Genomic DNA, 13762 nt, shown 5'->3' on the forward strand with positions numbered 1-13762 from the left:
CGGTCGGCGGTCGGCGGTCGGCGGTCGGCGGATCAGAGCGCGTGGTAGCCGCCCGCGTGGAAGAGCAGCGGGCGGCGGTCGTCGTCGAGCCAGGACTCCTCGACCCGGGCGATCACGATGCGGTGGTCCCCGGCGGGCACCACCTGCTCGATGCCGACCCGCAGCCAGCCGGCCACGCCCTCGAGCACCGGCTCGCCGCGCTCCAGCCGGCGCCACCGCGTCGGCGCGGCGAACCGGTCGATACCGCTGGTGGCGAACCGCCGGGCGACGGCCTCCTGTTCGGCGCCGAGGAAGTTGACCACCGCCGTTTCGGCGCGTTCCACGTGCGGCCAGGAGGACGTGGTGCGCCCGATGCCGAAGGACACCAGCGGCGGGTCCAGGGACAGCGAGGTGAGCGAGGTGGCCGTGAACCCGGCCGGGCCGCTGCCGCCGTCCACGGTGACGACGACCACTCCTGCGGGGTGGTTGCGGAATACCTGTTTGAACCGCTCGGGCGCGATACCGGAGGCGGACTGCGAAGGAGTGGTGACGGTCACGTCTCTCCCTGAAAGAGGCAAGGGGCAAGTGAATTCGCACGTGCGGGCAAGGCGTACCGGCGGACCACCGGAGGAATACGTCCGGATGGCTCGCATGCATGCGTCGGGAATAGCGCCCGGCGAACGGGCGGAATACGCGGGTTCTTACCGCCGCCGACGGGGCGGGCGGCACGCAACTGCCGCGGGCGGGCCTGCCGTTCAGCGAAGACGCAGGCCAGGGCGGTGCGTACGGCGTCCGCGACAACAAAGGCGGTCGGCGCGGCGGCACTGCCGCCCGGCGGACCGGCCCATCGGCCGAGCGGTTGCGGCGAAGCGGCGTGCCGGAACAGGCACTTGCTGCGGATTCCGCGGTCGGCTGGTCATGAATCCATTGTCAGGGCGGGCATCGAGCCGGGTCAACAATGCAACTCCCTGAATTAAGTCGGATATTCGCGGTACGGTCCCGGTGGGCGATCCCGCGATCCGGCGATTCCCCGTCCGCCGGTCCGCCGATCCGCGGTCAGGAGGCGGCGGGCAGCACGGGCCAGGACCCGAGCGGGTCGGCGTAGAGCGCGCCGAGGGCGACGGCGCAGCCCGCCACGGCGAGCGCGGAGCCGATGAAACTGGAGGCGACCACGGCCTGTTCGGGGTCGTCGCAGACCCACGACCGCGCGCCGACCTCGTCGCGCAGGTCGGCCAGACACTCCGCCAGCCGCCCCGCACCCGGTTCGACCACCACGAGGACCTCGGGATCGAACATGTCCAGCAGCAGTGCGGCGACCCGGCCGACGAGCCGGGCCCGGCGCCGGAACAGCTCCACCGCCACCGGCTCGCCCTCCAGGGCCAGGTCGACCAGGTCCCGGAAGACCCGTACCGGCAGGCCGCGTTCCACCGCCCTTCTCAGCAGGGTCGGTTCCGACACCTCCGACTGGAGACAGCCGGCGGTGCCGCACGAACAGGGCTCGGCGGCCGGTTGCCGGGAGGGCCCCGGGGCCCCGGGGCCCGGCGCCCCGTCGGCGCCGACCGGCAGATGCGCGACACTGCCCGCGCCGGAGTGCGGCCCCCGGTGCACCACTCCCCCGGTGGCGAACGCGGCGTCCACCACCGCCCCGATGAACAGCACGACGGCGCTGTCCCGGGTGCGTACCGCGCCGAAGAGCTGCTCGGCGCGGGCCAGCGCCCGTGCGTGGCTGTCGACGTGCACGGGCAACCCGCTGTCGGCGGCGAGGACTTCGCGGACCGGCACGTCCCGCCAGCCGAGCCGCGGATGGTCGACCACCACCCCGCCGGCCGGGTCGACCCACTGCCCGGTGGCGACACCGAACGCCAGCACCGACCGCTCGCCTGCATGCGCGTCGACGAGTCCGGGCAGCCGGGCGGCTAGGCCGCGCAGCACCCGGTCCGGGTCGGTGCCCTGGTGCGGCCGGCGGTCCTGCGCCACCACCCGGCCGCGCAGGTCCATCAGCGACAGGGTGGTGTGCAGGACGGCGATGTGGGCGCCCGCCACCAGGTAGCGACCGGTGTCGATCTCCAGCGGGATGTGCGGGCGGCCGAGTCCGCGCGGCCCGGCGGTCTCCCGGCTCTCCCGGATCAGCCCGCGGGCGAGGAACTGGGCGCTGTGCCCGCTGACGGCAGCAGGCGACAGGCCGGTGAGCCGGGCCACGGTGCTGCGCGCCACCGGGCCGTGGTCGAGGATCGCGTTCAGCACGGCTCCGGCGGCGGAGCTGCGGCGTACGGGCGGGATCGCGGCGCCCACGTCGGCACGGCGCAGCGGCGTCGGCGCGGGCAGCGGGCCCGAAGCCGGGCGGGGGTCCTGGCCCGGACGGGGACCGGTGACCTGGCGGGAGCCGGGCGCCGGGCGGGGGTTAGCGGCCGGGTCGGGGTGGGGCCGGGCGGATCGGTGCGCGGACGGTCGAGTGACCACGGCAGGGCCTTCCAGGTCATGGTGGGCGGCCGGGGGCGGCCGGCACGGCCCGCACCGGCGCGGCCGGCGGGGCGGGGCACCCCCGTGGGCGCTCCCGCGAGGGAGCTGCTGCGCTCAGACCTGGTGACACGCGGCGGAGCACACACGCTTGAGGTCGACATGACCCCGCGTCGTGAGGTGTGTGGTTCGCTGCATGCCGCGCAACGTAACCGGCTCGACGGAACGCGGTCAAACACCTGCCCGCATCGTGGACACCGCGGTGGACGCTCCGTGGCGCGGAATCGCCCTGGACGGCGGGTGGTTCGTCCCCGTCACGCAGCCGGCGCGCCGGCCTCTTCCGCCGTGTCCGGACCGCTCGCCGGCCCGTTCTCCGTGAGACCGGCCGCGTCCAGCAGCAGGGCGGCGGTACTCACCGCGAGGCCGTCCAGCGTGTCGGCCCCGATGCCCGCGCGGGCGCTCGCGCCGTCGTACACGACCATCAACCGGCGGGCCAGCAGCTCGGGTTGACCCACGCCCCCGCGCTCGGCCTCCGCCCGGAAGAACTCGCTCATCGCCTGCTTGCCGCGGGCGGCCACCTCGCTGGCGGCGTGGCCGGGGTCCTTCAGCTCGACCTGCGCGGCGAGGAAGGGGCACCCGCGGTAGTCGGGCGAGGTGGCGGCCTCTTCCAGCCGCTCGAAGACGTGGAGTACGCGATCGCGCGGCGCCGCCGGGGTGCCGGGCGGGGGGAACAGCAGCGCGCTCAGCCGCGGCTCCTGGCGGGTGAGCGCGGCGGCCAGCACCTCGTCCTTCCCCGCGAAGAGCTGGTACATCGAGCGCTTCGACACGCCCGCCGCCTTGCACAGCGCGTCGATGCCGGTGCCGACGCCCTCCCGGTAGATCAGCTCCGCCGCCGCGTCCAGCAGCCGGTCGCGGGGGGTGGGCTTCGTCGTGGTGGTCATGCGCCCAGGTTAGCGCGACGACTCGACATCGGAAACCGATCGGTTTACGCTGATGGAAACCGATCGGTTTCCCGCCGGTCGGCGGCCCGCTCCATCCCTACCCGAGGACACCTCATGAAGATCAACGGCTCCGTGGCACTCGTCACCGGCGGCAACCGCGGCATCGGCGAGCAGTTCGTCAAGGCACTGCTCGACGGCGGCGCCGCCAAGGTCTACGCGGCGGCTCGCGATCCCCGGAAGGTCACCGTGCCCGGCGCGGTGCCGCTCCAGCTGGACATCACCGACCCCGCGTCCGTGCGCGCCGCCGTCGAGCAGGCCGGCGACGTCGACCTGCTGATCAACAACGCCGGGATCTCCACCGGCGCCACCCTCCTGGACGGCGACCTCGCCGACTTCCGGCGGGAGTTCGACACGCACGTGTTCGGCACGCTCGCCGTCAGCCGCGCCTTCGCCCCCGTGCTCGCCCGCAACGGCGGCGGCGGACTGCTCAACGTGCTCTCCGCGCTGTCCTGGTTCGCCATGCCCGCGAGCGCCGCGTACTGCGCCGCCAAGGCAGCCGAGTGGTCGCTGACGAACTCGCTGCGCGTCGAGCTCGCCGCCCAGGGCACGCAGGTGACCGGCCTCCACATGGGCTACGTCGACACCGACCTCATCGCCCACCTCGACGCCGCCAAGTCCGACCCCGCGGACATCGTCCGCACCGCCCTTGCCGGGTTCGCGGCGGGCGAGTGGGAGATCACCGCGGACGACACCGCGAAGCAGGTGAAGTCGGCGCTGTCCGCTCCGCTGGAGACGCTCTACGCCGATGCCAAGGCGTCGGCGTAACACCGTCCCGCCGGCTCCGGCCCCCTCCCGCGAGCCGCGGCTCCCCGCCGGGGCCCCGCGGGAGGAGCCGCCCGACCGGAGCAGGCGCAGAGGCCACTTCCGGCTCCGATCCCCGTCACCGCTGAGACCGCCGCGCGGCGTACCGCCCTTCTCCACCGGGTTCGAGCAGCCCTGACGCGGCAGTCCGGCAGCACCCGGAAAGCCAGTGGACGCAAGATCGCGGGATCGGCCATGATCCCGCCGTGCACATACCGAGACGACACGCCGAACTCCTCGCCGCAACCCTTCTGACGGCAGCGCTGGCCGGCTGCTCAACGCCGCACTCGCAGCCTTCGCCGGCGGTCACGGGCTCGGCGGCTCCCTCCCCGTCAGCCCCCGCAACCCCCTCCTCGACCCGGGCCGTACCCGCGTCCGGTACGGGAGCTCAACTCATGGCCGCCGCCCTGCCGGTACCGCCAGGGGCGCACGCCTGGACCGATCGCAACGGCGGGCTGGACCTGGACGGCTTCGCCCACGGACTCTTCGCCGCGAACCACGTCTCGCAGGAGAAAGCCGTGCTCGTACGCCGACACTTCGTCGCGGCCGCGCGACAAAGCTGGATCAGTACCGACGGAAGCCAGGTCGACATCTTCCTCGTGCGGTTCGCCGCACCCACCGGCGCCGAGAGCACGTACAAGTCCATGGCACACACCTGGCAGACCACCGGCAAGCCGCACCAGCACACGTTCGCGGACCCCGCGGACCACGCCACGGGCTCCGTCATCAGCACCATCGACAACCTCGGCAACGCGGGTGTCAAACTGATCAGCGTCCGCAACAACCTGTTCGTCTACATCCACTACTTCACCGCCGCGACCCCCGACCGTAGCGGGGCGCAGAGTCTCCTCCATCGCCAACTCGGCGCCCTCGGCCAGTAGAAGGCAACCCCTCGCGCCCGCCGACGGCCCGGCGGGGCGCCCGCAAGCATTCGGCCCCGACACCTGCAAGCAGCGCGACGCCGTCGAGCGGTGGATCAACCGGATCAAGCAGTGGCGCGACCTGGCCGCACGAACCGGCGAACTCGCCATCGCCTACCAGGCCGCACTCCACCTCGCCGGCATCCTCATCCGGACCCGGCGCTGATCAAAGGGACAAAACCTACCCCCGGTAGGTCTCCAGCAGGCGCAGCCAGATCTCGCTGATGGTGGGGTAGGAGGGCACCGCGTGCCAGAGCCGGGAGATCGGGACCTCCCCGGCGACGGCGACCGTCGCGGAGTGCACCAGCTCGCTCACCCCGGGGCCGACGAAGGTGACCCCGACGAGGATCTCGCGGTCGAGGTCGACCACCATGCGGGCCCGGCCGCGGTAGTCGTCGCCGAACAGGCTCGCGCCGGAGACGTTCGCCATGTCGTAGTCCACGACGCGGACCCGGTGGCCGGCGCTCTCGGCCTCCTGGGCGGACAGGCCGACGGCGCCGACCTCGGGGTCGGTGAAGACGACCTGCGGCACCGCGCCGTGGTCGGCGGTGGCGACATGGGCGCCCCAGGGCGCGTCGTCCACCGGCTCGCCCTTGGCGCGGGCGGCGATCGCCGCGCCGGCCATCCGCCCCTGGTACTTGCCCTGGTGGGTCAGGAGCGCGCGGTGGTTGACGTCGCCCGCGGCGTAGAGCCAGCCGTCGGCGATGTCGGTGACCTGGCAGGTGTCGTCGACGGTGAGCCAACCGCCGGGTGCGAGCCCGATCGTGTCCAGCCCGAGGTCGCCGGTGTGCGGCTTGCGGCCGACCGCGAACAGGATCTCGTCGGCGGTCAGTTCGCCCCCGTCGTCCAGGCCGACGCGCACCTGGCGGCCCTCGCGCACCACCGAGGTCACGGACACGCCGAACCGGACCTCGGCGCCGGCCTCGCGCAGCCCGTCGGCGACCATCTCCCCGGCGAACGGCTCCATCCGTTCCAGGAGTGCGCCGCCCCGCACCAGGACGGTCACCCGCGCGCCGAGCGCCTGCCAGGCCGTCGCCATCTCGACGGCCACCACGCCGCCGCCGACCACCACCAGGCTCTCGGGCACCTGCTGGGCGCTGGTCGCCTCCCGGCTGGTCCAGGGCCGTACGTCGGCGAGCCCGGCCAGGTCGGGCAGCGCGGCGGTGGTGCCGGTGCAGACCGCGACCGCGTGCCGGGCCGTCAGCCGGACGGTGCCGCCGTCGGGGGTGTCCACCACGACCTGGCGCGGGCCGTCGAGCCGGCCGCGCCCGCGGACCAGGTCGAGGTGGACCGAGTCCAGCCACGCGACCTGCCCGTCGTCCTTCCAGTTCGCGGTGAACGCATTGCGGCGGGCCAGCACCTCCGCCGAGTCCAGCGGCCCGGCGACGGACGCCGCCAGGCCCGGCAGCCGGCGCGCCTCGGCGCGGGCCGCCACCGGGCGCAGCAGCGCCTTGCTCGGCATGCACGCCCAGTACGAGCACTCCCCGCCGACGAGTTCACGCTCCACGACCACGGTGCTGAGCCCCGCCGCTCGCGTCCGGTCGGCAAGGTTCTCCCCGACGGGGCCCGCCCCGATCACGACCACGTCGTACGTGCGGGGTGCGTCGTTCATACCGGCTCCTGTGCTGGTCGCTGCCGCGCGTGGCCGCGCGTGCCCGGGTGCGGACGGGGTCAGGGCCCGCGGTGGGTCCACGTGTTCCCGTGCCCGCCGGTCCTGGTGTCCAGGGTCGCCCCACGCGGTCCACGCGACTTGGTGACCCGCCCGATACCCCCGTACGGAGCTTCGATCCGGCCGGGACCACGCCGACGCCGCAAACCGGGGCGACCGGCGCCATCGTACTGACGCGGTGTGAAGGGAAGGGTTTCGCACCGCTTACGGTTCCGATCAAGGGGCGCACGGCCGCAGCCCGCGGTGGTCGCGCCGCTCGCTCCGCATATGATCACAAACGGGCGCCGAGGGGCGCCACGGGAGGTGTCCGATGGGTGAACTCGTCCTGATCCGGCACGGTGAGACCGAATGGTCGCAGTCCGGTCAGCACACCAGCTACACCGACCTGCCGCTGACCGAGAACGGCGAGGCGCAGGCCCGGTCGCTGGCGCCGCTGCTCGGCTCCCGGCACATCTGGTGCGTGATCAGCAGCCCGATGCAGCGCGCCCAGCAGACCGCGAAGCTGGCCGGCCTGGACCGCGTACGGGTCGACCCCGACCTGCACGAGTGGGACTACGGCGGCTACGAGGGCATCACCACCCGCGACATCCACCGCACCCGCCCGGACTGGGAGATCTGGACCGACGGCGTGGTCCCCGGGCCCGAGGGACATCCGGGCGAGAGCCCCGAGCAGATCGGCGCGCGCGCCGACCGCGTACTGGCCCGCGTCGAGGCGGCCTTCACCAACGGTGACGGCGGCGACGTCGTCCTCGTCGCGCACGCGCACTTCCTGCGGGTGCTCACCGCCCGCCGGCTCGGCCTGCCGCCTGCCGACGGCGCGCTCTTCCAGCTCGCCACCGGCACGGTGAGCCGGCTCGGCACGGAGCACGGCCACCACGTGCTGACCGCCTGGAACCGGCTCCCCTGACCGCGACCGCGTACGGCTCCGCCCCGCCGCCCCGCACACCGTTTCGCCCGGACAGACCGCCTGGCGCGGCGCGATGACCGGCCACCCGCACACACTGGCCGGGTGAGCCCTTCCGCCGGACGGGCCGGGCCGACGAAAGGACGCGGCGATGGAATCGGCGTACCGCAAGGACCTCGGACTGCTCGCCCTGCGCCTCGGCGTCGGGTCCGCGCTGTTCGCACACGGCGCGCAGAAGCTGTTCGGCTGGTTCGGCGGAGGCGGCCTGGACGCCACCTCGGGCGCGATGGAGCACATGGGCTTCCGCCCCGGAAAGCCGGCCGCCCTGGCCTCCGGCCTCGGCGAGGCCGGCGGCGGCGCCCTCCTCGCCCTCGGCTTCGCCACCCCCGCGGCCGGTGCGGCCGCCGCCGGCGCGATGGCGGGTGCCGTCGCCGTCCATGCCCCGGCCGGGTTCTTCGCCATGTCCGGCGGCTACGAGCACCCCGCGCTCCTCGGCTGGACCGCCGCCTGCCTCGGCCTGGCCGGCCCCGGCCGGATGTCCCTCGACCACGCCACCGACCACTGCCTGGACCGTTCCTGGGTGATCACCGCCGCCTTCGGTGCGGCCGCGCTCGCCACCGCCGCCATCGTCACCACCCGCAACCGCGCCGTGGCCGCCGACGCACGCCGGGCCGCCGAAGACGTGACCTGAGCCCCCGTCGCACGCGCGGCGAGGGCACCCCAACGGCGGAAAACCGTGCGACGCGCAGGTCTTCGGCCGCCGGCCGGGAAGACTCAGCACCGTGAGGGCAACCGGACGCGGGAGCGCACCGGCCGCCGGACGCGGGAGATCGGGGAGGGCGCGTGCCGCGTCCCCTGCCGGCAGCCGTCCGCGCGAACCGGCGGGCGGGGCTCTCCGGCGACCGGCAGGACGGGACCGGGCGGGACGGCCCCCGGGTAGACGACGGGAGTACGGGATGACGCCAAAGGCACCGCCGGCCGGCCCGTCCGCCCCGGACCGCCCCGCTCGCCGAGTACCCGCCGCCCGCGCCCTCCGCGCCCTCTTCCGCCGCGCGCAGCGCACCCCTTGGCGGCGCTCGGCCACAGCGGCCGCCTGCGGTGCCCTCCCCGCCCTCGCGTTCCCCGCCCCCTCCCTGTGGTGGTTCGCCTACGTCGCCCTCGTCCCCTGGATCCTCCTGATCCGCTCGGCCCCCACCGCCCGCCGCGCGGCGCTGGACGGGTGGCTCGGCGGGGCCGGTTTCATGTTCGCGGTGCACCACTGGCTGCTGCCGAGCCTGACCGTCTTCCTGCCGGTGCTGGCTCTCCTGCTGGGCGCGCTGTGGGCCCCCTGGGGCTGGCTGGTCGGACGCCTCCTCGGCGCCGGCGCCCCGGGCGGGGCCGGCCGCCCGGCCGCCGGCGCCGCCCTGGTCCTCCTGCCCAGCGGCTGGCTGCTCATCGAACTGGCCCGCTCCTGGCAGTACCTCGGCGGCCCGTGGGGCCTGCTCGGGGCGAGCCAGTGGCAGGTCGCCCCCGCCCTGCGGCTCGCGTCGATCGGCGGGGTGTGGCTGGTCAGCGCGCTGGTTGTGGTCACGAACACGGCGCTGGCGCTGGTGTGCGCGGTGCCGGCCGCGCGCCGGACCGCCGCCGCGGTCCTGCTCGCCGCGTCGGTCGCGGCCGGCACCGTGTGGCTGTGGGCGCCGCGCCCGCACCGGGCCGGCTCCTTCCGGGTCGCGATCGTGCAGCCGGGGGTGATCGACGGATCGGCGGCGCGCTTCGCCCGCGAGGTCCACCTCACCCGCCGACTCGCGGGCACGCACCCCGACCTGGTGGTGTGGGGGGAGAGCAGCGTCACCGTCGACCTGGCGGACCATCCCGGCACCACGGCCACCCTCAGCGCGCTCTCCCGGCTGGTCGGCGCCGACCTGCTGGTCAACGTGGACGCCGAACGCGCCGACGGATCCGGCATCTCCAAGACCTCGGAACTGGTCGGCCCGCACGGCGTGACCGGCCCGGTGTACGACAAGATGCGGCTGGTGCCCTTCGGCGAGTACATCCCACTGCGCTCGGTGCTCGGCTGGGCCACGTCCGTGGGGAAGGCCGCCGGGCAGGACCGCAGGCCGGGCCGCAGCCAGGTGGTGATGGACACCGGAGCGCTGCGCTTCGGGCCGCTGGTGTGCTTCGAGTCGGCCTTCCCCGACATGAGCCGGCACTTGGTCGCCGACGGCGCGCGGCTGCTCGTCGCCCAGTCGTCCACCTCGTCGTTCCAGGGCAGTTGGGCGCCCGCGCAGCACGCCTCGCTGGCCGCGCTGCGGGCCGCGGAGACCTGGCGGCCGATGGTGCACGCCACCCTCACCGGGATCAGCGCGGTCTACGGCCCCGACGGCTCGCCCGTCGGCCGCCGGACCGGCACCGCGGACAGCGCCGCCACGGTGTACGAGGTGCCGGGCGCCACGGGCACGAGTCCCTACGTGCGCCTCGGCGACTGGGTGCCGCACCTGGCGCTGCTGCTGGTCCTTCTCGCCGCGGGGTACGAGGCGGTGCGGACGCTGCGCCGGCCCCGCGCCGTACCCGGACCCGCGGGGGCGGCGGACGGGCCGGCCGGGCCGGACCCCACGGAGCCGGCGCGTCCCGGCGACCCGGCGGAGCCGGCCGACCCGGCGCGGCCCGAGCTCAGCCGATTCCCGAAACCGTAGCGCCGGCCATCCCCGGTGCCTCGCCGGTGATCTCCGCGACGATGCGCTCGCACAGCTCGTGGGTGCGCAGCGCGTCGCGCGCGTCGAGGGGCGTGCCGGCCCGGACCGCGTCGAGGAAGGCGAGGGTGACCTGCTCGATGCCGCGCTGCCGGGCCACCGGCACCCAGTCGCCGCGGCGCCGGATGCTGGGCTGGCCCTTGTGGTCGATCACCTCGGCGAGGTCGAGCACCTGGCGCCGGGTGTCGGCGCCGCTCACGTCCAGGCTCTCCTCGGTGGATCCGCTCATCCGGTTCATCGACCCGATCGCGGTGAAGCCGTCGCCCGACAGGTGCACCACGACATGGTGCAGCAACCCGTCCTCCACCCGGGCCGAGACGCGCATCTGCTCGATCGGGCCGGGCACGAGGAACCGCAGCGTGTCGGCAACGTGCACGAAGTCGTCGAAGACGACCGTGCGCGGGTCGTCGGCGAGGCCGACCCGGTTCTTCTGCATGAGGATGAGGTCGCGGGGATGGCTGAGGCACTGCGCGTAACCGGGCGCATGGCGGCGGTTGAAGCCGACCGCCAGCGGCACCCCGCGTGCTTCGGCGAGGTCCACCACGCGGCGGGCACCGTCCAGGTCGTAGGCGAGCGGCTTGTCGATGTAGACCGGGACGCCCGCCTCGATCAGGCGGGTGCCGATCTCCACGTGATGCGCGGTGGGCGCGTGCACGAAGGCGGCGTCGAGGTCCTGCGCGAGCAGGGAGTCCAGGGTGAGGTGCCGGTGCGGCAGCCGGTACGCGTCGCCGACCTCCGCCAGGGTGGCCGGGGTGCGGGTGTGCAGGTGGAGTTCCAGGCCGGGCTGGACGCCGAGCACCGGCAGGTACGCCTTCCGCGCGATGTCACCGAGCCCGATGACGCCGATCTTCAGCGGGGCGCTGCGGGGTGCCATGGGTGCTCCTGTGTCCGGTCCGGGCGCGGTGTCCTCGCAGCATACGGGGGTGCCGAACCTTCACTCGTGCGGGGAATACCCGCACGACGCCGGATACGGCACAGTGGCGGGGGTGCGTGGCATCCCCCTGTTCGTGGCCCCGGTGTTCGCGATCTGCGCGGTGTGCGCGCTCGCCGGCTGCACCACCGTCTCCGCTCCCCCGCCCCGTCCTTCGGGGCCGTCGCCGACCGCGCCCGAGCGGCCCGACGAGGCGGCGGTGCCGCCGCCTCCGGCCCGCCGCGTGCTGGCCACCACCCACCCGGCCGCCTCACCACCGCACGCGCCGCGCACGGAGCACCACCACAGCCCGATCCGACCCGCGCCGGCGCCCCCGCCCGCCCCGCACCCGCGCACTCGGCGGACGGTGGCGCCCGCCCGCCCGTCGCTCCCCGCCGCACCGGACGTGTGCGGGCTCGGCGAGGAGTACGGCGGGTGGGCGCCGGGCAGCCAGGCAGCCTCGATCTGCCGTGAGGAGTACAGCCCCTGACGGACCGTCGGGAGATCCGCTGGGCTGGCTGCGCTCACGGCACTAGGCGGAGGCCAGGTCCGGGATGCGCCAGTCGATCGGGACGTGGCCCTGGGAGGTGACCGCCTCGTCGATCCGGGTGAAGGGGTGGCTGCCGAGGAAGAGCTTGGCCGACAGCGGGGAGGGGTGGGCGCCCTCTATGACGGTGTGCCGGTCGGTGTCGATCAGCGGCTTCTTCTTCTTCGCGTAGTTGCCCCACAGGACGAAGACGGCCGGGTCGGGGCGGGCGGAGACGGCACGGATGACCGCGTCGGTGAACTTCTCCCAGCCCTTGCCCTTGTGCGAGTTGGCCTCGCCCTCCCGGACGGTGAGCACCGCGTTGAGCAGGAGGACGCCCTGCTCGGCCCAGGGCATCAGATAGCCGTTGTCCGGGACCGGGTAGCCGAACTCGTCCTTCAGCTCCTTGAAGATGTTCCGCAGCGAGGGAGGGGTCCGCACGCCGGGGCGCACCGAGAAGCACAGCCCGTGGCCCTGGCCGGCGCCGTGGTAGGGGTCCTGGCCGAGGACCAGCACCTTCACCTTGTCGAACGGCGTGGCCTCCAGGGCGGCGAACACCTCGTCCCGCGGCGGGAACACGTGGTGCACCTGCCGCTCGGCCTCGACGAATTCGCTGAGCTGCTGGAAGTAGGGCTTGTCCAACTCCTCGCCGAGTACGGCCTGCCAGGAGTCGGGCAGCATGCTGGGCACGTCGGGAACCTCCGGTGCGTGATCGGTTGCTGGTCCCGAAACTACCGCGCCCCACCGACAGTCCCGTCCCCGCCGGCGTCCGCGTACCCGTCCGTGCCCGCTTCCCCGGCCCGGAGCGCGGCCGGCGCCGCTCTCCGGCGTCAGGCGGCGTCCAGCCGGGCCCGCAGCGCCGGGTCCAGGTCCAGCTCCACCGCGCCGAGCACCTCGTCGAGTTGGGCGACGCTGCTCACCCCGACCACCGGCACGATCGGCAGCGGGCCGCCCATCTGCCAGGCCAGCACGGTCTGGTTGGGGGTGGCGCCGGCCTCGCGGGCCACCTCGCGCAGCACCTCCAGCCGCCGCTGCGACATCGGGTGGTCGTAGGGCGGGAGGAGCGGCTTGTCGGCACGGCTGTAGGCACCGTGCACCAGCGACCCGTACGCCATGAGCGTCATGTCGTCGTGGGCCGCGACGAAATCCTGCATGTCGTCACGGGCGTACCACTGCGCGCCCCACTCGCCGCCGGGCACCGGCCATAGGTAGGTGTGGCGCTGCTCGACACAGGTGTAGGCGGGCAGCCCGTGCGCCGCCGCGTACTGCCGTGCCTCGGCGACCCGCCAGGCGGCGTGGTTGCTCGCGCCGATCACCCGGGCAGCACCGCTGCGCACGACCTCGGCGAAGGCCCCGACCGTCTCCGCGACGGGGACGGCGCGGTCCTCGATGTGGGCGTAGTACAGGTCGACGTGGTCGGTGCCCAGGCGGCGCAGGCTGCCCTCGATGCCCGCGGCGACCACCTTCGCGGACAGCCCTTCCCACACCTCGGGCCAGATCCGCGTGCTGCCCACCGGTGGACGGGCGCCGACCTTGGTGGCCACGACGGTACGGTCCCGGGCGCCCCTGGACCGGAGCCAGCGGCCGAGCAGCAGTTCGCTCTCGTCGCCGGTGCCGCCGGGCGCCCAGAGCGAGTAGTTGTTGGAGGTGTCGACGAAGGTGCCGCCGGCCTCGGCGAAGCGGTCGAGCACCGCGAAGGAGGTCTGCTCGTCGACGGTGGAGCCGAACGGCAGGATGCCCAGGCACAGGATGCTGACCTCGGGTCCCTTGCCGCCGGCGAGGGTGCGATAACGCATGCGTGACTCCGTACAGGTGGACGGTCCTCGGGAGGCGGCCCGGGGAAGGCCGCCACCCGTGGACTGTGCA

At 74.4% G+C, this 13762-nt stretch carries 13 protein-coding genes; 6 read left to right on the forward strand and 7 right to left on the reverse strand.

The window, feature by feature from the left end:
* Positions 1-32 precede the first annotated feature (32 nt).
* The 3 genes from C4U44_RS40350 to C4U44_RS40360 all read right to left on the reverse strand — a co-directional run bounded on the left by C4U44_RS40350 (position 33) and on the right by C4U44_RS40360 (position 3377).
* Positions 33-536, reverse strand: coding sequence for a flavin reductase family protein (locus C4U44_RS40350; protein ID WP_235032713.1), 504 nt, complete (start codon positions 534-536; stop codon positions 33-35).
* Positions 537-1035: 499 nt separating this feature from the next.
* Complete coding sequence (locus C4U44_RS40355; RefSeq protein ID WP_235032714.1) at positions 1036-2271, reverse strand: ROK family protein; 1236 nt, start codon at positions 2269-2271, stop codon at positions 1036-1038.
* Between the two features lie 479 nt (positions 2272-2750).
* Positions 2751-3377 carry a TetR/AcrR family transcriptional regulator gene (locus C4U44_RS40360; RefSeq protein WP_103891111.1) on the reverse strand — a complete coding sequence of 209 codons (627 nt, stop codon included), beginning with the start codon at positions 3375-3377 and terminating at the stop codon, positions 2751-2753.
* A gap of 114 nt (positions 3378-3491) precedes the next feature.
* On the opposite strand from C4U44_RS40360, the gene C4U44_RS40365 reads away from it, so the two are divergent.
* The gene (locus C4U44_RS40365; RefSeq protein WP_103891112.1) at positions 3492-4202 is read left to right on the forward strand and encodes an SDR family oxidoreductase; all 711 of its coding nucleotides are present in this window, start codon (positions 3492-3494) and stop codon (positions 4200-4202) included.
* Between the two features lie 431 nt (positions 4203-4633).
* Positions 4634-5119 (forward strand): hypothetical protein, encoded by a 486-nt coding sequence (locus C4U44_RS40370; protein ID WP_103891113.1) that lies wholly within the window; start codon positions 4634-4636, stop codon positions 5117-5119.
* 220 nt (positions 5120-5339) lie between these two features.
* On the opposite strand, the gene C4U44_RS40380 is transcribed toward C4U44_RS40370, so the two are convergent.
* Positions 5340-6770 carry a dihydrolipoyl dehydrogenase family protein gene (locus tag C4U44_RS40380; protein WP_103891115.1) on the reverse strand — a complete coding sequence of 477 codons (1431 nt, stop codon included), beginning with the start codon at positions 6768-6770 and terminating at the stop codon, positions 5340-5342.
* Positions 6771-7137: 367 nt separating this feature from the next.
* Between C4U44_RS40380 and C4U44_RS40385 the strand changes: the two genes are divergently transcribed.
* The 3 genes from C4U44_RS40385 to lnt all read left to right on the forward strand — a co-directional run bounded on the left by C4U44_RS40385 (position 7138) and on the right by lnt (position 10403).
* Positions 7138-7734 (forward strand): histidine phosphatase family protein, encoded by a 597-nt coding sequence (locus C4U44_RS40385; RefSeq protein ID WP_103891116.1) that lies wholly within the window; start codon positions 7138-7140, stop codon positions 7732-7734.
* Positions 7735-7882: 148 nt separating this feature from the next.
* Positions 7883-8422: a DoxX family membrane protein gene (locus tag C4U44_RS40390; RefSeq protein ID WP_103891117.1), complete on the forward strand. Its 540-nt coding sequence runs from the start codon at positions 7883-7885 to the stop codon at positions 8420-8422.
* 265 nt (positions 8423-8687) lie between these two features.
* The gene (gene lnt, locus C4U44_RS40395; protein WP_103891118.1) at positions 8688-10403 is read left to right on the forward strand and encodes an apolipoprotein N-acyltransferase; all 1716 of its coding nucleotides are present in this window, start codon (positions 8688-8690) and stop codon (positions 10401-10403) included.
* On the opposite strand, the gene C4U44_RS40400 is transcribed toward lnt, so the two are convergent.
* Positions 10381-11313, reverse strand: a complete 933-nt coding sequence (locus tag C4U44_RS40400) for a Gfo/Idh/MocA family protein (RefSeq protein ID WP_200823584.1) — start codon at positions 11311-11313, stop codon at positions 10381-10383. The two genes, lnt and C4U44_RS40400, sit on opposite strands and share 23 nt — an antisense overlap.
* Before the next feature lie 133 nt (positions 11314-11446).
* On the opposite strand from C4U44_RS40400, the gene C4U44_RS40405 reads away from it, so the two are divergent.
* Positions 11447-11860, forward strand: coding sequence for a hypothetical protein (locus C4U44_RS40405; protein ID WP_103891156.1), 414 nt, complete (start codon positions 11447-11449; stop codon positions 11858-11860).
* Positions 11861-11902: 42 nt separating this feature from the next.
* On the opposite strand, the gene ung is transcribed toward C4U44_RS40405, so the two are convergent.
* Together ung and C4U44_RS40415 are read right to left on the reverse strand one after the other, a co-directional pair.
* Entirely contained in the window at positions 11903-12577 is a 675-nt protein-coding gene (ung, locus tag C4U44_RS40410; protein WP_103891120.1) for a uracil-DNA glycosylase, read from the reverse strand.
* A gap of 149 nt (positions 12578-12726) precedes the next feature.
* A complete protein-coding gene (locus tag C4U44_RS40415) occupies positions 12727-13692 on the reverse strand; it encodes an aldo/keto reductase (RefSeq protein ID WP_103891121.1) in 966 nt (321 codons plus the stop codon).
* Positions 13693-13762 lie beyond the last annotated feature (70 nt).

Origin of the sequence: Actinacidiphila yanglinensis (genome assembly GCF_900107965.1) — a bacterium.
Classification (GTDB): domain Bacteria; phylum Actinomycetota; class Actinomycetes; order Streptomycetales; family Streptomycetaceae; genus Actinacidiphila; species Actinacidiphila yanglinensis.